Annotated in this window: 18 protein-coding genes; 3 read left to right on the forward strand and 15 right to left on the reverse strand. The window is 58.1% G+C overall.

Annotated features, from left to right (window positions below; translation table 11 throughout):
• Positions 1–146 precede the first annotated feature (146 nt).
• From ACDO57_RS16770 to ACDO57_RS16805, 8 genes are all read right to left on the reverse strand, one after another.
• Positions 147–443, reverse strand: a complete 297-nt coding sequence (locus ACDO57_RS16770) for a YqjK-like family protein (protein ID WP_061716436.1) — start codon at positions 441–443, stop codon at positions 147–149.
• A gap of 2 nt (positions 444–445) precedes the next feature.
• Positions 446–838, reverse strand: a complete 393-nt coding sequence (locus ACDO57_RS16775; RefSeq protein ID WP_023333540.1) for a phage holin family protein — start codon at positions 836–838, stop codon at positions 446–448.
• 1 nt (position 839) lies between these two features.
• Positions 840–1,145, reverse strand: coding sequence for a YqjD family protein (locus tag ACDO57_RS16780; RefSeq protein WP_008503141.1), 306 nt, complete (start codon positions 1,143–1,145; stop codon positions 840–842).
• A gap of 31 nt (positions 1,146–1,176) precedes the next feature.
• A complete protein-coding gene (locus ACDO57_RS16785) occupies positions 1,177–1,545 on the reverse strand; it encodes a DUF1090 domain-containing protein (RefSeq protein ID WP_008503142.1) in 369 nt (122 codons plus the stop codon).
• Between the two features lie 142 nt (positions 1,546–1,687).
• Positions 1,688–2,071: an EnvZ/OmpR regulon moderator MzrA gene (gene mzrA, locus ACDO57_RS16790; RefSeq protein WP_157189769.1), complete on the reverse strand. Its 384-nt coding sequence runs from the start codon at positions 2,069–2,071 to the stop codon at positions 1,688–1,690.
• A gap of 2 nt (positions 2,072–2,073) precedes the next feature.
• Complete coding sequence (gene yqjA, locus ACDO57_RS16795; protein WP_024906405.1) at positions 2,074–2,736, reverse strand: DedA family general envelope maintenance protein YqjA; 663 nt, start codon at positions 2,734–2,736, stop codon at positions 2,074–2,076.
• A 345-nt stretch (positions 2,737–3,081) separates the two neighbouring features.
• On the reverse strand, positions 3,082–3,858 hold the full coding sequence (gene exuR / locus ACDO57_RS16800; protein ID WP_370884283.1) for a transcriptional regulator ExuR: 777 nt from the start codon (positions 3,856–3,858) through the stop codon (positions 3,082–3,084).
• 115 nt (positions 3,859–3,973) lie between these two features.
• Complete coding sequence (locus tag ACDO57_RS16805; protein WP_024906406.1) at positions 3,974–5,272, reverse strand: MFS transporter; 1,299 nt, start codon at positions 5,270–5,272, stop codon at positions 3,974–3,976.
• Between the two features lie 475 nt (positions 5,273–5,747).
• Between ACDO57_RS16805 and uxaC the strand changes: the two genes are divergently transcribed.
• Positions 5,748–7,160: a glucuronate isomerase gene (gene uxaC / locus ACDO57_RS16810; protein WP_370884284.1), complete on the forward strand. Its 1,413-nt coding sequence runs from the start codon at positions 5,748–5,750 to the stop codon at positions 7,158–7,160.
• A gap of 17 nt (positions 7,161–7,177) precedes the next feature.
• Positions 7,178–8,665: a UxaA family hydrolase gene (locus ACDO57_RS16815; RefSeq protein WP_370884285.1), complete on the forward strand. Its 1,488-nt coding sequence runs from the start codon at positions 7,178–7,180 to the stop codon at positions 8,663–8,665.
• A 92-nt stretch (positions 8,666–8,757) separates the two neighbouring features.
• On the opposite strand, the gene sstT is transcribed toward ACDO57_RS16815, so the two are convergent.
• The 4 genes from sstT to ACDO57_RS16835 form a co-directional block, all read right to left on the reverse strand.
• Positions 8,758–9,999 carry a serine/threonine transporter SstT gene (sstT, locus tag ACDO57_RS16820; RefSeq protein WP_370884286.1) on the reverse strand — a complete coding sequence of 414 codons (1,242 nt, stop codon included), beginning with the start codon at positions 9,997–9,999 and terminating at the stop codon, positions 8,758–8,760.
• Positions 10,000–10,236: 237 nt separating this feature from the next.
• The gene (locus ACDO57_RS16825) at positions 10,237–11,205 is read right to left on the reverse strand and encodes a TerC family protein (RefSeq protein WP_370884287.1); all 969 of its coding nucleotides are present in this window, start codon (positions 11,203–11,205) and stop codon (positions 10,237–10,239) included.
• Positions 11,206–11,457: 252 nt separating this feature from the next.
• On the reverse strand, positions 11,458–12,456 hold the full coding sequence (locus tag ACDO57_RS16830; RefSeq protein ID WP_370884288.1) for a Gfo/Idh/MocA family protein: 999 nt from the start codon (positions 12,454–12,456) through the stop codon (positions 11,458–11,460).
• 70 nt (positions 12,457–12,526) lie between these two features.
• Complete coding sequence (locus tag ACDO57_RS16835) at positions 12,527–13,030, reverse strand: YgjP-like metallopeptidase domain-containing protein (protein WP_024906411.1); 504 nt, start codon at positions 13,028–13,030, stop codon at positions 12,527–12,529.
• Between the two features lie 208 nt (positions 13,031–13,238).
• Between ACDO57_RS16835 and rlmG the strand changes: the two genes are divergently transcribed.
• A complete protein-coding gene (rlmG, locus tag ACDO57_RS16840; protein ID WP_370884289.1) occupies positions 13,239–14,375 on the forward strand; it encodes a 23S rRNA (guanine(1835)-N(2))-methyltransferase RlmG in 1,137 nt (378 codons plus the stop codon).
• 119 nt (positions 14,376–14,494) lie between these two features.
• Here rlmG and ACDO57_RS16845 read toward each other — a convergent pair whose 3' ends face one another.
• From ACDO57_RS16845 to lsrR, 3 genes are all read right to left on the reverse strand, one after another.
• Entirely contained in the window at positions 14,495–16,516 is a 2,022-nt protein-coding gene (locus tag ACDO57_RS16845) for an FAD-dependent oxidoreductase (protein ID WP_370884290.1), read from the reverse strand.
• A gap of 185 nt (positions 16,517–16,701) precedes the next feature.
• Positions 16,702–18,282 (reverse strand): autoinducer-2 kinase, encoded by a 1,581-nt coding sequence (gene lsrK, locus ACDO57_RS16850; RefSeq protein WP_370884291.1) that lies wholly within the window; start codon positions 18,280–18,282, stop codon positions 16,702–16,704.
• A 33-nt stretch (positions 18,283–18,315) separates the two neighbouring features.
• Positions 18,316–19,287: a transcriptional regulator LsrR gene (gene lsrR, locus ACDO57_RS16855; RefSeq protein WP_024906415.1), complete on the reverse strand. Its 972-nt coding sequence runs from the start codon at positions 19,285–19,287 to the stop codon at positions 18,316–18,318.
• Positions 19,288–19,397: the final 110 nt, after the last annotated feature.

A 19,397-nucleotide genomic window follows, 5' to 3' on the forward strand; every position in this document is an offset into this window, starting at 1 on the left:
GCAATTGTTAGCAAGGAAAACTGTCAATCTTTTTCAAAGATATTGAGTAAGGGAAAGTGCGCGCTGGTGCCCTCACCCCAACCCTCTCCCACAGGGAGAGGGTGCAAAAACAAAAAACGGTAACCTGGGTTACCGTTTTGCTTTTATCACCGCAGTTGCTGCTGCCGCAACGTTGCTTTCACCAGACGCCAGGCGCTCCAGGCACCAAATCCACGACGCGCCCAGCGGATCAGCATGTTCGGATGACGAACGGACCAGATAGCCATGACGCTGCTGCCGACCAGCGCCCATGAACGCAGGCTCAGGACGGTATTCCAGCCCCGGTCAAACCGTCGCGTCACGTCAATCCAGTCGCGACGGCTGGCAGACAGGTCCAGCCGTTGCTGCTGGATCTGGCTTAGCAGGTACGCTTTTCGCTTTTGACGTTCGGCTTTACCGCTCACGGCTAGTCATCCTCCAGCAGGGCGCGATCGTTCGCCAGCTCCTGACGCGTATGGCGCAGGAAAGTAGACTTGCGCGCTTTACGCAGCGTCCAGATACCGCCTATCAACGCGGCGACCAGCAGAACGACGGTGGTGGCAATCATCGCGTTAAGACGATACTGCGGGTCAATGGCCCAGATGATTAACACCATCAGGCTCATCAGGCCAAACGCGGCGAAGAGCATGGTCAGCCCGAGCATCAGCAGCATCTGGAAGAGGTTGGCTTTCTCCTCTTCCAGCTCGACCACTGCCAGCCGGACGCGCGTTTCGGCAATCCCGACCAGCGTCGTTAAAATACGCTGGCCGATGCCGAGGACGTTGTTAGCAGGCCCTTGTGCGTGACGAGGATCTTCCATATCAACGACGCGTCAGCAGGACACCCAGCACCACACCCACTGCGGCACCAATCCCTACACCCGTCCATGGATTATCACGCACATATTCGTCCGCGCGGGCAGCCGCTTCACGGGTCTGTTTCGCCAGTGCATCACCGGTTTCACCCAGGCGATAACGGCTCTCTTTCAGCGCTTGCTCCGCCTTGCTGCGCAGCTTGCTGACCTCTTCTTTTGACTTGTCAGCAGAGGAGTTCAGCACCTCTTCAAGGGTATCGGCCAGGGATTTCAGTTCAGCGCGCAGATGTTCAGACGTCGTATCTTTTGACATGATTCTCTCTCCTGTTGAGATTTCCGTTAACTCAATAATCGCGAGCTTCCAGCGCTTTCAGGTCGTCCTGCGCTTCTTTCAACTTCTTCTCGCGCTTAGCAATTTTTTCCGCATCCCCTTTCTCTTTCGCTTCCTGCAGGTCGCGACGGCGCTCGGCTATCTCGTCCTTCTGTTCAGCGATTTTCTTCTGGTGGTCGGCACGAAGCTTGCTGTCTGAACAGTTCGCTTTCACTTCGCTCAGCGCTTTTTTAAGTCCATCAACACGGTGCTGATTGTTATGCTTTTCGGCATAACCGATCTCACGCTGAATATCCTGTTCTTTCTCCTGACAGAGAGAGTTTGCGAAGGATGCTGTGCTTAAAGAAAAAAGGGCCAGAGCCAGAGTCATGCGGAATTTCATTATCGAAACCTTCCATTGTGTTGCGGCTTGAGCCGCTATCCAAAGTTATGCGGAGTACATCGAGGGGTGCTCCGCGTACTTAAGCATAGTAAGTAAACGGGGGATTCACCAAAGTGAGTGAAAAGATTCGGAATCCTGGAAGTTATCCAAACCGATGCGACGTATCGCGAATCAGCGACAGCCAGGCAGCAGGCTGGCTGTCATCTTCCTGCTGAGCAATGATATACCCGCGCGGCAGCGTACGGTCGAGAACCACTTTCGCGGCGGCACTTTGCGCACGGGAATCAAACTTGATCAGTAAAACATCGTCCTGCGGGGTGATGCTCTTAAAGCGGATCCCGTTCGCATCCAGATGATGCCAGACAGAAAAACCGTCAGGTACGCTGGCACCCTGGTTTACCGGGCGGATGGCCAGCGTCGATTCCTGATGCGAAAGCGCGCTCCAGGCCAGCAGCAGGGCGCTGAGCAGCACCAGCGTAATCATGGCAAAGGCAAAACGGCGCAGAGCGAGCGGTGAGATAACCATCGTCAGCCTCTGGCTCCGTATTTCTTTTTCCACAGGACGACCAGGGAGCCGATCAGGCCGAAGACCAGCAGAACCACAGGCAGCAGCATCAGGCAGGACATCAGCTGGTCTTCATATTTCATAAAGACCGGCGTTTTACCCAATGCATAACCCAGCGTCGTCAGAATAAGCACCCATAGCAGACCACTCATCCAGTTGAAGAACTGGAAGCGCGTGCTGCTCAACCCAGACAGCCCGGCAATGGTGGGCAACAGGGTGCGAACAAAGGCAATAAAGCGGCCAATCAGCAGCGCGGAAAGCCCGTGCTTATGGAAAAGGTGGTGCGCACGCTGATGATAATGTGCAGGCAGGTGCGAGAGCCAGTTCTGGACGATTCGGGTATTGCCCAGCCATCTTCCCTGGATATAGCTCACCCAGCAGCCGAGGCTGGCCGCGACGGTCAGTAATAAAATGGTGTGTGGAAACGCCATCGCCCCTTTGGCACACAGCACGCCGACGAGCACCAGCAAACTATCACCGGGCAGGAAGGCAGCAGGCAGCAAACCGTTCTCAAGGAACAGGATCATAAACAAGACGAAATAGAGCATGCCAATCATGGAAGGGTTGGCCAGCGTTTCAAAATCCTGCGCCCAGAGGGCATGCAGTAGTTGGGTCAAAAGTTCCATTCAGTGTTCCTGGAAATCGGTTAACGTCACGCCTGTTATCCGGGACAAACAGCACGGCGACATTGTTGTGATTTCATTATGGTCGCTCGCGGACACATTGCGGTGTGGCCAACACTGTTCCCTGTTAATTGGCTGGTTAGCAAGCACTAACTTACAAAATAAGGAATTGAATCCAATTGTAACAAAGCCCAACGTTCTGCGTCACAGAATTTGCAGGGGGTGAGTTGATTTTGGCGTAAGCCCAGGAAGTGAGCGAGGGGATTTACAAAGGCTGACACTATATATGTTTTGCTTACCCATGTAAGCCGGAAGGCGCAACGTAGCGCCTGCCAGCAGAAAGGTCATCTATTTTGCGGCACTGGATGCCGTATCGAGATGAACAACGGGATTGTCGGCGAAAAGATAGCGGTCAGCGTTAAATTCGAAGTCATCGCTGGTTTCGTTGAACAGCATCTGCTTGGTGTTTTCCAGGTGCTGCCACATCGCCAGCTTAGCGGCATGCGGGTCTTTACGAATCAGAGCCTTAAGGATTTGATCGTGATCGTCACACCAGTTGTCGACGGTACGGGAATCGATATGGTCGTGCAGTTTTTTCCAGTACGGGTTGTGAACGCGCTGAGTCCACATTTTTTCTACGATTGCCGCCAGCGCCGTATTTTGGGTTGCCAGGGCGACCTGAACGTGGAACTGCAGATCCCACTCTGAATCGCGGAAACATTTTTCCTTACGGGCATTCTCCTGGATCTCCATCAACTTCATGATGTCCTGCTTGGTCACCTGCGTCGCCGCAAACTCGGCAATATTGCTTTCGATCAGCTGGCGAGCCTGGAGCAGCTCAAACGGGCCATAGCTGGCGAATTCCAGACTTTCGTCCGCGACGGGAGAGTGTTTCGGCAGATTAGAAATCACGTGAATGCCGGAGCCTTTGCGTACCTCAACGTAGCCTTCCACTTCGAGCATGATAATCGCTTCACGCACCACGGTGCGGCTCACACTTTTTTCATCCGCGATAAAGCGCTCGGCGGGAGGTTTATCACCGACAAGATAGACCCCTTGCTCGATGCGATCTTTCAGCTCGGCAGCAAGTTGTTGATATAAACGACGTGGTTCGGTGATTTCCATATGCGCTCCAGGCAGGGTACGGCAGATGATTTGTTATACCACTTTTGCGTGCCACTCTCCAGATTTTGCCATTAAAAAAGCCGCCCGGAGGCGGCTTCGGTGAAACGCATTTTCGCTAACTCTGCGTCGCCGGTTTCCCGAGGGACTCTTTCGCCAGCTCTTCTGCCGATTTGCTTTTCAACACCGTCCAGATCACTACCGCCCCCAGCAGGTCGAAAATAGCCAGCACGGCGAACAGCGGGCTGAAGCCGATGGTATCCGCCAGCGCGCCGACCACCAGCGCAAACATCGTACTCGCGGTCCAGGCGGCCATCCCGGTCAGGCCGTTGGCGGTGGCCACTTCGTTGCGGCCGAAGACGTCAGACGAGAGCGTAATCAGCGCGCCGGACAGGGACTGGTGCGCAAAGCCACCGATGCACAGCAGGGCAATGGCGACGTACGGGCTGGTGAACAGGCCGATCATACCGGGGCCAATCATCAGCAGCGCGCCCATGGTGACGACCATCTTACGGGAAACAATCAGGTTCACCCCAAACCAGCGCTGGAACAGCGGTGGCAGGTAGCCGCCCACGATACAGCCCAGGTCAGCGAACAGCATTGGCATCCAGGCGAACATCGCGATCTCTTTCAGGTTAAAGCCGTAGACTTTAAACATGAACAGGGGGATCCACGCGTTAAAGGTGCCCCAGGCCGGTTCAGCCAGGAAACGCGGCAGGGCGATACCCCAGAACTGACGGGTGCCCAGGATCTGCCAGACGGTCATTTTTTTGCCGTTGTTGGTCTGATGCTGCGCTTCCTGACCACCAATGATGTATTCGCGTTCTTCTTCGGAGAGCTTTTTCTGATCGCGCGGGTGTTTATAGAAAATCAGCCACGCCATTGCCCAGGCAAAGCTCAGCACGCCAGAGATGATGAACGCCATCTGCCAGCTGTGCATCACAATGGCCCACACCACCAGCGGCGGTGCAATCATTGCCCCGATGGACGAGCCCACGTTGAAGTAGCCGACCGCAATGGAGCGCTCTTTCGCCGGGAACCACTCGGAGCTGGCCTTCAGGCCTGCCGGGATCATTGCGGCTTCTGCCGCACCGACCGCACCACGCGCCAGCGCCAGTCCACCCCAGCTGCCTGCCAGCGCGGTGGCACCGCAGAACACCGCCCAGGCGATGGCGAAGAAGGCATAACCGATTTTGGTACCGAGAATGTCCAGCACATAGCCAGCAACAGGCTGCATGATGGTATACGCCGCGGAATAGGCGGCAATGATGTAGGAGTATTGCTGCGTGGAGATATGCAGCTCTTCCATCAACGTTGGCGCTGCAGCTGCCACGGTGTTACGCGTCAGGTAGCCCAGCACGGTGCCTAACGTCACCAGTGCGATCATATACCAACGTAACCCTTTAATTTTACGCATCTAAAACCTCATCGTTATGTTATGTCCGCGCCAGAGCACGGCAACCTCTCAACCGTTTCCGGGAGCAGTTGTGTAACGGGAGGGGCGTAGCGGGAGCATGTCCCGGAACGGCCCGAACCTTGCCATAAGTAAGCGTGCATAAGTCGGTATCCGTACCGTTAAACCCGATGCCTCTCACACCGGTAATGCATTCCGTCGGCTTAGCGTTTGCGACGGCGAAAAGATAACTTGTCATACAACTTTAAAAGGTGAGTGACATCACAAATGTATGATTCTTTGTAGGGACATTAATCGCTGCGCACAAAGCCAGTAATGGCGCGGCCTGTAGAAGGGTTTACGCCATTGAGGGTAATTTATTTGTTGGTGTTTATTGATCTCACTCACGAAAAAAGCTTCGGTGGGTGGAAATTGGTGTGATAACTTTGCAGCATATGAACATACGCTTTCTGACGCTCCCGTAATGAGGAAGACGATAATGACGCCGTTTATGACCGAAGATTTTCTGTTGGATACCGAATTTGCTCGCCGCCTGTATCACGACTACGCAAAAGACCAGCCGATTTTCGACTACCACTGCCATTTACCGCCGCAGCAGGTTGCCGAAAATTACCGTTTCAAAAACCTGTATGACATCTGGCTGAAGGGTGACCACTACAAATGGCGTGCCATGCGCACCAACGGCGTCGCTGAACGCCTGTGCACCGGCGATGCGACCGACCGCGAGAAGTTTGACGCCTGGGCGGCGACCGTTCCGCACACCATCGGCAACCCGCTTTATCACTGGACGCACCTCGAGCTGCGTCGTCCGTTTGGCATCACCGGCAAACTGCTCTCCCCAGCGACCGCCGATGAAATCTGGGATCGGTGCAATGCGCTGCTGGCGGAGGATAACTTCTCCGCGCGCGGCATCATGAAGCAGATGAACGTGAAGATGGTGGGTACCACCGACGATCCGATTGATTCCCTGAAACATCATGCCGTCGTCGCCAAAGACACCTCTTTTGATATCAAAGTGCTCCCAAGCTGGCGCCCGGACAAAGCCTTCAACATAGAGCAGGCCACGTTTAACGACTACATGGCGAAGCTGGCGGAAGTGTCCGATACCGACATTCGCCGTTTCGCTGACCTGCAAACCGCGCTGACCAAACGTCTGGATCACTTCGCGGCGCACGGCTGTAAAGTCTCTGACCACGCGCTGGACGTCGTGCTGTTCGCGGAATCAAACGAGGCCGAGCTGGACAGCATTCTGGCGCGTCGCCTGTCCGGTGAATCGCTTAGCGAGCACGAAGTGGCGCAGTTCAAAACGGCGGTGCTGGTGTTCCTCGGCGCGGAATACGCGCGTCGCGGCTGGGTACAGCAGTACCACATCGGCGCGCTGCGCAATAATAACCAGCGCCAGTTCAAACTGATCGGCGCGGACGTGGGCTTTGACTCCATCAACGACCGTCCGCTGGCGGAAGAGCTGTCCAAACTGCTGAGCAAACAGAACGAACAAAACCTGCTGCCAAAAACCATCCTGTACTGCCTGAACCCGCGCGATAACGAAGTGCTGGGCACCATGGTCGGCAACTTCCAGGGCGAAGGGATGCCGGGCAAGATGCAGTTTGGTTCCGGCTGGTGGTTCAACGACCAGAAAGACGGCATGGAGCGTCAGATGACGCAGCTGGCGCAGCTTGGCCTGCTGAGCCGCTTTGTCGGCATGCTAACCGATAGCCGCAGCTTCCTCTCTTACACTCGCCACGAATACTTCCGCCGCATTCTGTGCCAGATGATTGGCCGCTGGGTGCACGCGGGCGAAGCGCCGGCGGATATCCAGCTGCTGGGCGACATGGTGAGAAACATCTGCTTTAACAATGCGCGTGACTACTTCGCCATTGAACTGAACTAAGGCCGTTTGAGGTTGATATGCAATACATCAAAATCCATTCGCTGGATAACGTGGCCGTCGCGCTGACGGATCTCGCTGAAGGCGACGTGGTGACCGTTGATAACCAGAGCGTCACCCTGCGTCAGGCGATTGCTCGCGGACACAAGTTTGCCGTGAAGCCTCTCGCTAAAGGGGACAACGTCATTAAGTACGGTCTTCCGATTGGGCATGCGCTGGCGGATATCGTGCCGGGTGAACATATTCATTCCCATAATACCCGCACCAATCTGAGCGATCTGGACAAGTACAGCTATCAACCTGATTTACCTGCGGCACAAGAGCAGGCGGCGGATCGTGACGTGCAGATCTACCGCCGCGCCAATGGCGACGTGGGGATCCGCAACGAGCTGTGGATCCTCCCGACCGTCGGCTGCGTGAACGGGATTGCGCGTCAGATCCAGACGCGCTTCCTGAAAGAGACCCACGATGCCGAAGGCACTGACGGGGTGCATCTGTTCAGTCACACCTACGGCTGCTCCCAGCTGGGGGATGACCACATTAACACCCGCACCATGCTGCAAAACATGGTGCGTCACCCGAACGCGGGCGCGGTGCTGGTGATTGGCCTGGGCTGCGAGAACAACCAGGTGGACGCCTTCCGCGATACGCTGGGCGAATTCGACCCTGAGCGCGTGCATTTTATGGTGTGTCAGCACCAGGACGACGAAGTGGAAGTGGGCGTTGAACAGCTGCACCAGCTGTATAACGTGATGCGCCACGACAAGCGCGAGCCGGGCAAGCTGAGCGAGCTGAAGTTTGGTCTGGAGTGCGGCGGGTCTGACGGCCTGTCCGGTATCACCGCCAACCCGATGCTGGGCCGCTTCTCGGACTATATGATTGCTAACGGCGGCACGACGGTGCTGACCGAAGTGCCGGAAATGTTCGGCGCGGAACGTATTCTGATGAGCCACTGCCGCGACGAAGAGACGTTTGAGAAAACCGTCACCATGGTGAACGACTTCAAACAGTACTTCATTGCTCACAATCAGCCGATTTATGAAAACCCGTCTCCGGGTAACAAAGCGGGCGGGATCACCACGCTGGAAGAGAAATCCCTCGGCTGCACCCAGAAAGCGGGCGTGAGCCAGGTGGTTGACGTTCTGCGCTACGGCGAGCGCCTGAAAACGCACGGTCTGAACCTGCTGAGCGCCCCGGGTAACGATGCGGTCGCCACCAGCGCGCTGGCGGGTGCCGGCTGCCATATGGTGCTGTTTAGCACCGGGCGCGGCACGCCGTACGGTGGTTTTGTGCCGACGGTGAAAATCGCCACCAACAGCGAGCTGGCGGCGAAGAAAAAGCACTGGATCGACTTTGATGCGGGGCAGCTTATCCACGGCAAGGCGATGCCGCAGCTGCTGACGGAATTCGTGGACGCGATTGTGGAATTTGCCAACGGCAGGCAGACCTGCAACGAGAAGAATGAGTTCCGCGAGCTGGCGATCTTTAAGAGTGGTGTGACGCTTTAATCGGTGCGGCCTGATGCCCTCACCCTGGCCCTCTCCCACGGGGAGAGGGTACAAACACTAAAAACGGCAACCTCAGGGTTGCCGTTTTGCTGTTAACCTCGCAGGGCGTTCTTCGCTAAACGCGCGTCTTCCGCCTGGCACACGGCGGCGGTGAACATCACGTCGGTGGAGGAGTTAATCGCCGTCTCGCAGGAGTCCTGCAGCACGCCGATGATAAAGCCTACCGCAACCACCTGCATGGCGATCTCATTCGGGATGCCGAACATATTACATGCCAGCGGGATCAGCAGCAGGGAACCGCCCGCCACGCCGGATGCGCCGCAGGCACAGAGCGCAGCAACGACGCTTAGCAGCAGCGCGGTTGGCAGATCCACCGGAATACCCAGCGTATGCACCGCGGCCAGCGTTAGCACCGTGATGGTGATGGCCGCTCCCGCCATATTGACGGTCGCACCCAGCGGAATGGATACGGAGTAGGTATCACGGTCCAGATTCAGCTTCTCACACAGCGACATGTTGACCGGAATGTTTGCCGCCGAGCTGCGGGTGAAGAAGGCGGTCACGCCGCTTTCGCGCAGGCACATCAGCACCAGCGGGTACGGGTTACGGCGGGTCTGCAGAAACACCAGCAGTGGGTTAATCACCAGTGCCACGACGGCCATACAGCCAATCAGCACCAACAGCAGCTGCGCATAGCCCCACAGCGCGCCGAAACCGGTGGTTGCCAGCGTGGATGCCACGAGGCCAAAAATACCAATCGGTGCGAAGCGGATGACCACCGTCACGATAAAGGTTACGGCGTGAGAAAGGTCGTTAACCAGATTTTTGGTCGTGTCGTTGCTGTGGCGCAGAGCGAAGCCCAGACCGACGGCCCATACCAGGATCCCGATGTAGTTTGCGTTAATCAGCGCATGGATCGGGTTGGCGACAATGCTCATCAGCAGGCCGTGCATCACCTCAACAATGCCCGCAGGTGGGGTAATGTCGGTAGCGCCGGTGGTCAGCTGCAGCGTGGACGGGAAGATAAAGCTCACCACCACGGCCGTCAGGGCCGCAGAGAAAGTCCCCAGCAGGTACATCCACAGAATCGGGCGAATATTGGTTTTTTGTCCCTGCTGGTGATTGGCGATTGAGGCCATCACCAGGGTCAAAACCAGAATCGGCGCGACCGCTTTCAGCGCGCCGACGAACAGCGTGCCGAGCAGGCCGGTGGCCTCGGCGGCAGGTTTCGAGATCAGTGCTAGTGCGATGCCGAGCACAAGGCCAACCAGTATTTGCTTAACGAGGCTGCCGCGCGAGAGGCGCGCAAACAGACCAGACGAGGATGTAGTCATAGGTGTTCCTTAAGTGAAATTGCGTTCCATCCCGGATGTGCTCTTAGTCACATTTATGTCCGGATGTAAGTAAATGTTTGCCTGGTCGAGTATAGGGAAAGTGTCTTGGGAAGGAAGCGTAAAATGCTGGATTTTACGTGGTGCGTCATGTTTTTTAACTACTGCGTTACAAATGTGTGTTCACCCTCTCCCTGTGGGAAAGGGCCGGGGTGAGGGCATCACCCCGCACCGAACGTTTTACTCCACCTGCTGCTTCTTATCGTGCTGGCGGTTAACCCAGGTATTGATAATCAGCGTCACGATCAGAATGCCAAACACCACGCCGAGCGAAATGGCGATCGGGATATGGTAGAAATCGACGATCAGCATTTTGATACCGATAAACACCAGGATCACCGACAGACCGTACTTCAGCATCGAGAAGCGCTCCGCCGCGCCTGCCAGCAGGAAGTACATCGCACGCAGGCCGAGGATGGCGAACAGGTTTGAGGTCAGGACGATGAACGGGTCGGTGGTGACCGCAAAAATGGCCGGAATGCTGTCCACGGCGAAAATCACGTCGCTTAGCTCAACCAGAATCAGCACCAGCAGCAGCGGGGTGGCAAACAGCAGGCCGTTCTTGCGCACGAAGAAGTGCTCGCTCTCAATCTTGTCGGTCATGCGCAGGTGTCCACGGATCCACTTCACCAGCGGGCGATCGCCAATCGCAGAGCCGTCCTCTTTCGCCAGCGCCATTTTGACTCCGGTGAACAGCAGGAACGCGCCGAAGACGTACAGCAGCCATTCGAACTGGGTAATCAGCCAGCTGCCGGCGAAGATCATGATGGTACGCAGGATAATCGCGCCCAGCACGCCGTAGACCAGCACGCGGCGCTGCAGGGCCGCAGGCACGGCGAAGTAGCTGAACAGCATCAGCCAGACAAAGACGTTATCGACCGCCAGGGCTTTTTCAATCAGATAGCCGGTGAGGAAGGCGAGGGCCTGAGGAGCGGCCACCGCGCGGCCTTCGGTCGAAGCCAGATACCACCAGAAGGCGGCACAGAAGAGCAGGGAGAGGGTGACCCACACCAGCGACCAGGCCGCAGCCTGTTTCATGGTCATGCCGTGCGCGCCGCGACGCCCCTGTAAAAAGAGGTCGATCGCCAGCATGATGAGCACGACAACCGCGAATCCGCCCCACAACATGGGAGTGCCGACAGAATGCATACTATTTTCCTTACACATAAAAAAACAAAAACGGCCATGGTCAGAAGACGATAGCCGTTAGCTTTTTATGCATAGACCTCGCCTTCCGGCAAGGTCTCACTTACAACCACGAGGGTTGCCCGGCGACCGGATGCGGTATTGCACGCATCGTAATGACGATCCACCGACGAAGAAGTTACTCCCCTTTGCAGGTAACAAAATATGTCAGACCATTGGTTTCGTCAATGGTCTGCGCCGTTTCATTACACAGCTTTACGCGATCGCTTCCGCGCTCACGCCGTCTGCCGGGAATACCACGCCGGTCTGACGGCGGATCTCCGTTTGCAGCTTCGCCGTGGTGCGGCTCACCGCAAGGCCTGGGTGATTCACTTCGTTGTCTTCCACCAGACGGGCGAAGACCTCTGCCTCATAGAGCATAGTGTTTATATGCTGAGGCTGCGTCAGCTCCTGGGCTTTGCCGCCGCGCGGCACGAAGCTCACCTTCTGGCACTCGGAGATCTTCTCGATGACCAGCGAGCCCGCTTCGCCCTGAATTTCGCTCGGCAGGACTGAATCGCTCACCTTGGAGTGCTGCAGCGTGACGCTGAAATCACCGTAATCCAGCACCGCGACACCGTGCGCATCCACGCCGCTCTCCAGCAGGCTGGCGGTGGCCGTGACGCCGTGTGGCTCGCCCCACAGGGCCACGGCAGAGGCCAGGCAATAGAAACCGATATCCATAATCGAGCCGTTAGAGAAGGCCGGATTAAAGGTGTTCGGGTTCTCGCCGTCGAGATAGCGCTGGTAGCGCGACGAGTACTGGCAGTAGTTGATAAACGCTTTGCGCACTTTGCCCACCTTCGGCAGGGACTGCTGCAGCAGCAGGAAGTTCGGCAGGCTGGCGGTTTTGAAGGCTTCGAACAGCACCACCTGGTTTTCGCGGGCAAGCGCAATGGCGGCTTCGACTTCATCGATGTTCGACGCCAGCGGCTTCTCGCAAATCACATGCTTTTTATGGCTGAGGAACAGCTTCGTTTGCGGGAAGTGCAGGGAGTTCGGGCTGGCAATATAGACCGCGTCAATGGCGTCGCTTTGCGCCATCTCATCAAGCGAGGTGAAGAGATGCTCGACGAGGTAGTCGTTGGCAAAACTCTGCGCCTGCTCAAGGCTGCGGGAATAGACTGCGGTAAGTTTCAGTTTGCCGGTTTCGTGGGCGGCGTCGACGAACTGGCGCGTGATCCAGTTCGTTCCAATGACTGCGAAACGTATCATAAACGTTTACGTACTCCGTAGCGGGGAACCTTTAGCCACTGTAGCACGTCATCATGACAATTCGCGTGCGCTATTCCGCATTACCTTTTAACGATAAATGCGTAAGCCACAGACGGGTATCAAACTCCAGCTGGTGGTACTGCGGCTCCATGTGGCAGCACAGGGAATAGAACGCTTTGTCGTGCTCTTTCTCTTTCAGGTGTGCCAGCTCATGGACGACGATCATCCGCAGAAAGGCTTCCGGCGCATTGCGGAAAACCGTCGCGACGCGGATTTCGGCCTTCGCCTTCAGCTTGCCGCCCTGCACGCGGGAAACGGCGGTGTGCAGGCCGAGCGCGTTTTTCAGCACGTGGATCTTGTTGTCGTACATCACCTTGTTGATCGGCGGGGCGCTCTTCAGATACCGGTTTTTCAGATCCTGCGTATACTGCCAGAGGGCCTTATCGGTCGCGAAATCGTGGGTGCCGGGGTAGCGTTTTTCCAGCACCGCGCCCAGCTTCTGCTCGGCAATCAGGCTGCGAACCTGAGTCAGTAAATGCTCCGGGTAGCCCTGGAGATAAGTAAGTTGGTTCATCAAGAGCCCAAATTAATGCGAAAAAGGGTATACCCTTCATCCTTCACGTTGTCTCTGCGTTGGCTGCGTCTGCTCACCCCAGTCACTTACTTGTGTAAGCTCCTGGGGATTCTCAGACTTGCCGCCTTGATACAACTTGAATGATTTTGGGTATATACTCACGCACCCTTTTCAGGGATACGCCAAATTTTACCATTCAGGAGGGCCGATGAGCCACTTAGACAACGGTTTCCGTTCACTCAACCTTAAACGTTTCCCGGAAACGGACGACGTTAACCCGCTTCAGGCGTGGGAAGCAGCGGATGAATATCTGCTGCAGCAGTTGGATGACACTGAAATCCGCGGCCCGGTTTTGATCCTGAATGACGCGTTTGGCGCGCTGGGATGCGCCCTGGCGGAGCACACGCCATACAGCATCGGCGATTCCTACCTGAGCGAGCTGGCGACGCGTGAAAACCTGCGCCATAACGACATCGAAGAGTCCAGCGTGAAGTTTCTCGACAGCACCTCGGACTACCCGCAGGCGCCCGGCGTGGTGCTGATCAAAGTGCCAAAAACCATGGCGCTGCTGGAGCAGCAGCTGCGCGCGCTGCGTAAGGTCGTGACGCCGGATACGCGCATCATCGCGGGTGCCAAAGCGCGCGATATTCATACTTCGACGCTGGAGCTGTTCGAGAAAGTCCTCGGCCCGACCACCACCACGCTGGCCTGGAAAAAAGCGCGCCTGATCAACTGCACCTTCAGCGCACCGGAGCTGGCCGACGCGCCAGAAACGCTGAGCTGGAAGCTGGAAGGGACTGACTGGACCATCCATAACCACGCGAACGTCTTCTCCCGCACCGGTCTGGATATCGGCGCGCGCTTCTTTATGGAACATCTGCCGGAAAATCTGGAAGGTGAGATTGTCGACCTGGGCTGCGGTAATGGCGTGATTGGCCTGACGCTGCTGGCGAAGAACCCGGAAGCCAGCGTGGTGTTCAGCGACGAGTCGCCGATGGCGGTGGCCTCCAGCCGTCTGAACGTGGAAACCAACATGCCGGAAGCGCTGGACCGCTGCGAGTTTATGATCAACAACGCGCTGTCTGGCGTAGAGCCGTTCCGCTTCAACGCGGTGTTCTGTAACCCGCCGTTCCACCAGAAGCACGCCCTGACGGATAACGTTGCGTGGGAAATGTTCCACCACGCGCGCCGCTGCCTGAAAATCAACGGCGAGCTGTACATCGTGGCGAACCGCCACCTGGACTACTTCCACAAGCTGAAGAAGATTTTCGGCAACTGCGTCACCATTGCGACCAACAATAAGTTTGTGGTGCTGAAGTCGGTGAAGCTGGGACGTCGTCGTTAAGATTGGGTATGTGCGGCCTGATGCCCTCACCCCGACCCTCTCCCACAGGGAGAGGGAGCAAACATTAAAAACGGCAACTGGGTTGCCGTTTTGCTTTTACCCCGCTGCCCGGCAATGTTCTAGATCATCAGAGCTAATTTCGTCCCCTGCGCAATCGCGCGCCGCGCGTCCAGCTCCATCGCCACGTCGCACCCGCCAATCAGATGCACCGTTTTACCGGCTTCGCGCAGCGGATCCGCCAGATCGCGCTTTGGCTCCTGCCCGGCACATAAAACGACATGATCCACGCGCAGCAGCTGCGGTTCGCCGCCGATCGTGACGTGCAGACCCTCGTCGTCGATCTTCTCATAGCTCACTGCCGGGATCATCTTCACCCCGCGCGAGAGCAGGGTGGCGCGGTGGATCCAGCCCGTGGTTTTACCCAGCCCTTCGCCCGGCTTGCTGGCTTTACGCTGCAGCATCATGATCTGGCGCGGACTTTTCGGCAGCTGCGGCCCTTCGGGGCGCAGGCCGCCGGACTGGCTGAGGCTGGTATCAATGCCCCATTCGACGCAAAACTCGGCGATATTCTGGCTGGTGGCCTCGCCCGGCTGGCTTAAATACATGGCGGTATCAAAGCCGATCCCGCCGCAGCCGATAATCGCCACCTTCTCGCCAACCGGCGTTTTGTCTCGCAATACATCCAGATAGCTCAACACCTTCGGATGATCGATACCCTCGATCGCAGGTGTGCGCGGTACGATCCCGCTCGCCAGGATCACCTCATCGAAATCAGTCAGATCCGCCGCGCGGACAAACTGGTTAAGCCGCAGCTCGACGCCCGTCAGCTCGATCATCCGGCGGTAGTAGCGCAGCGTTTCGTAGAATTCCTCTTTGCCGGGGATCTGTTTGGCGATATTAAACTGTCCGCCAATCTCCCCGAGCGCATCAAACAGCGTCACGCTGTGCCCGCGCGAGGCGGCATTGACCGCAAACGACAGGCCCGCAGGCCCTGCGCCGACAACCGCCAGGCGTTTTTTCGCTATCGCCGGGATCACCGGCATTTTGGTTTCGTGGCAGGCGCGCGGGTTAACCAGGCATGAGGTGACCTTGCCGACGAAGATCTGATCCAGGCAGGCCTGGTTACAGCCGATGCAGGTGTTGATTTCATCCGCACGGCCGCTTTGCGCTTTGGACAGCAGCTCGGCATCGGCAAGGAACGGCCGCGCCATTGAGACCATGTCGGCGTCGCCGCGTGAAATCACATCGTCCGCCACCTGCGGATCGTTAATGCGGTTGGTGGTGACCAGCGGAACAGACACTTTCCCTTTCAGCCTGCGCGTCACCCAGCTGAACGCCGCGCGCGGCACCGGCGTGGCGATGGTCGGGATGCGCGCCTCGTGCCAGCCGATGCCGGTGTTGATAATGGTGGCACCTGCGGCTTCAATCGCCTGCGCCAGCTGCACGGTTTCATCGAACGTTCCGCCGCCTTCCACCAGGTCGAGCATCGACAGGCGGAAGACGATAATAAAATCAGCCCCTGCACGTTCGCGCACCGCGCGCACCACCTCTACGGCAAAGCGCATCCGGCGGGCATAGTCGCCGCCCCATTCGTCTTCACGGTGGTTGGTGCGGGCGGCGAGAAACTCGTTGATCAGGTAGCCTTCTGAGCCCATCACCTCAACGCCGTCGTAGCCCGCCTCGCGCGCCAGCGCCGCGCAGCGGGCGAAGTCGTCAATCAACGCCAGGATCTCGTCGTGGGTGAGGGCGTGAGGTTTAAAACGGTTAATCGGTGCCTGAAGAGCCGATGGCGCGACCAGATTCGGCTGATAGCTGTAGCGTCCGGTGTGCAGAATTTGCAGGGCGATTTTGCCGCCCTCGCGGTGTACCGCGTCGGTCACAATGCGGTGGTGCGGCAGCTGTGACGCATCGTTCAGGACCGCGCCGCCCTCCATGCCCACGCCGGAAGGGGCAGGGGCCACGCCGCCGGTGACGATCAGCGCCACCCCGTGGCGTGCGCGCTCGGCATAGAAAGCCGCCAGACGCTCGGCCCCGTCCGGGTGCTCCTCCAGCCCGGTGTGCATCGACCCCATCAACACGCGGTTTTTGAGTGTGGTGAACCCCAGATCGAGAGGGGCGAATAACGACGGGTAGCGGCTCATAGTCTCTTCCAGTGTAAAATTATTGTTATGTGGTCGGATGAGTTACTAATTTAGCCAGCGGCAGCGGAAAGGTAAAAGCGGGATCGAATGATTGTGATAGATCTCAAAGAACTTCCCCGGTGGCGCTGCGCTTACCGGGGCTACAAAACCCCAGGACAGATAAGCGTAGCGCCATCCGGCGTTATTTACGGCGCCGCTGCCCGCACCAGCCCCGGTGCCTGCCACATCGACGTCGTCAGCCCGCTGTCCACCAGCCCAAGCTGGTCGGCGTACACCGCCTGCCATTTCTTCATCATGCCGTCGTACAGCTCGCGATGTACCGGGTTTGGCGTGAACTCGCGGCTCCATTTCACCAGCCGCTCGCCCGTCGAGGCCATATCGGCAAACAGCCCCGCGCCAACGCCTGCCGCAATGGCGCAGCCGAGCGCCGTCGCCTCCTTTACTTCCGGCACGCGCACCGGCAGGCCGGTGACGTCGCTGAGGATCTGGCTCCACAGCGCGCCTTTCGAACCGCCACCGGCAAACACCAGGCTCTCAAACGTCACGCCGGAGAAGCGCGAAATCTGCGCCAGGTTGCAGGCCGAGACGATCGCCGCGTTCTCTTCCAGCGCGCGGAACAGCGTCGCTTTGTTGCACTTTTCCGGGTCGATGGAGAGGTTAATAAACGACGGCGCGGCGTGGTACCACTGCTTAAAATGCATGGCGTCGGAGAAGATCGGCATCACCCCGTGTGAACCCGCCGGCACGCGGCTGGCCATCTCTTCCAGCAGGGAGTAGGTGTCCATCCCCATCCGCTCGGCAATCAGCTTTTCCTCCGCGCAGAAGGCGTCGCGGAACCAGCGCATGGTCAGCCCGGTAAAAAAGCTGATCGACTCCGCCTGCGCCATGCCGGGGATAACGTGCGGGTTGACGCGGATGTTCATCTCGGGGTCGGTGCGCACCTGCGGCAGGTTCACCACCTGCTGCCAGAAGGTGCCGCCCAGCACCGCCGTCTGCCCGGCGCGAACTACGCCCAGCCCCAGACAGCCCAGCTGTACGTCGCCGCCGCCCATGACGACCGGCGTGCCTTCGCGCAGGCCGCTTTGCTGCGCGGCCTCTTTGGTGATAGCGCCCAGCACGGTGCCGGTCTCTTTCACCGGGGAGAGAATATCGGCGCGCAGCCCGGCCATGTCGAGCAGCGCCGGACGCCAGTCGCGGGAGAAGAGATCCAGCATGCCGGTGGTGCCCGCGTTAGACGGGTCGACCGCCAGCTCGCCGGAGAGCTTCGCCGCCAGCCAGTCGCTGATCATGGTGATGGTCGCGGCCTTGCGGTAAATATCCGGGCGATGGTGTGCCAGCCACAGCAGGCGCGGCATGGCGCTCAGCGCCAGCGTCTGCCCGGAAACGTCATACACTTCGGATTCAAAACGGTAGTCGTGGATCTCTTTGAGTTCGGCCACCTCGCGGCTGGCGCGGGCGTCAACGTTGGCGCAGGCCCAGATGGCCTCGCCGTTGCGGTCATACAGCACTATCCCTTCGCGCATGGAGCAGCATGCAACGGACTGAATATCCGCCGCGCCCAGATTCGCGCGCGACAGCGCCTGATGAATGCACTGGCAGGCCAGCCGCCAGTTGGTGTCGAGGTCGAACTCCATCGACCCCGGCACGTTCTCTACGTTCAGGTGCTTCCACTCGGCCTGGCCGACGGCAATCTGGTTGCCCTGCAAATCGAAAATCACGGCGCGAACGCTGCCGGTCCCTGCATCTAACGCTAAAAGGTAACTCATGAGCTTGCCTCGCTGTTAGCGCAGGGCGGGCTCTCACTTGGCCAGAGCCAGCACCGCGCGGGCTGTCGTCTCCTCCGTCACCAGGCCATTGATACGGCGACCCTTCAGTGCGGCATAAATCGCATCGGCTTTCTCTTCCCCTCCGGCCACGCCAACGATGGTGGGCAGCTGCGCCAGCTCATCAAGCGAGACGCCGAGTAATTCTTTATGGATCTCCAGTTCCTCGACGCACTCCCCTTCGGCATTGAGGAAATAGCCGAGAATGTCGCCGACCGCGCCTTTGCGGGCGTACATCAGCTGTTCACCTTCGCTGATATAGCCGGATCGCAGTATCGTGGCGTCACGGCGCTGGTTCACCGACCCAATGCCGACCACCGCCACGTCGGCAGCGGTGGCGGCGAGGATTACGTCCCGCACGCTGGTTTCACGTTTTAAGATCCCGGCCACCTCGGCGGATGACACGCGAAGCGGGGCGGGGATCATGCTGACACTGCATGCCGCGTCCAGCTGGCCGATACCGGTCATATACGGCCCGACGCCGCCGGAGAGCGTCACCAGGCGGATCTGCTGCGAGCTGATAAAGCCGCTCAGGTGCTGCAGGCTGCTCATGGTGGTTTCACCAAACCCCACCGCCAGCAGCTGGCCGGGCTCCAGTACGCCCATCAGCGACTGCGCCGCGCCAATGCCCAGCCGCACGTTCATCGGCGGCGTATTCAGGGCGGGCATCACGCGCACCAGCTTCAGGTCAAAGCGCTGCTGTAGCTCGGTTTCCAGCGCCAGGCAGCCCTCGTAGCGGGAGTTGATCTGCACGCGGATCACCCCGGACTGACGGCCCTTCTCCAGCAGGCGGGAGATTTTTAATCGCGGCAGCCCGAGCCGCTCGCCGATATCGTTCTGGGTCAGCCCATCGTGGTAGTAGCACCAGGCCACGCGCGCCACCAGCTCCTCTTCCGCCAGTGCCAGCCCGGCAAACCGTCCTTCTTCCGCAGTGCGTTTATCGCTCATAGTTGAACTCTTATAAAAATTTAGATCATATGTTCGTGATGGCGCGAAGGGAAAGTGTGAGCCACGCGACAAAACGGATCATTTCGATCGTTTCTGGTTTATCTGAATCT

The sequence above is a fragment of the Enterobacter cloacae complex sp. 2015409 genome (assembly GCF_041365315.1).
Taxonomy (GTDB): Bacteria; Pseudomonadota; Gammaproteobacteria; order Enterobacterales; family Enterobacteriaceae; genus Enterobacter; species Enterobacter pseudoroggenkampii.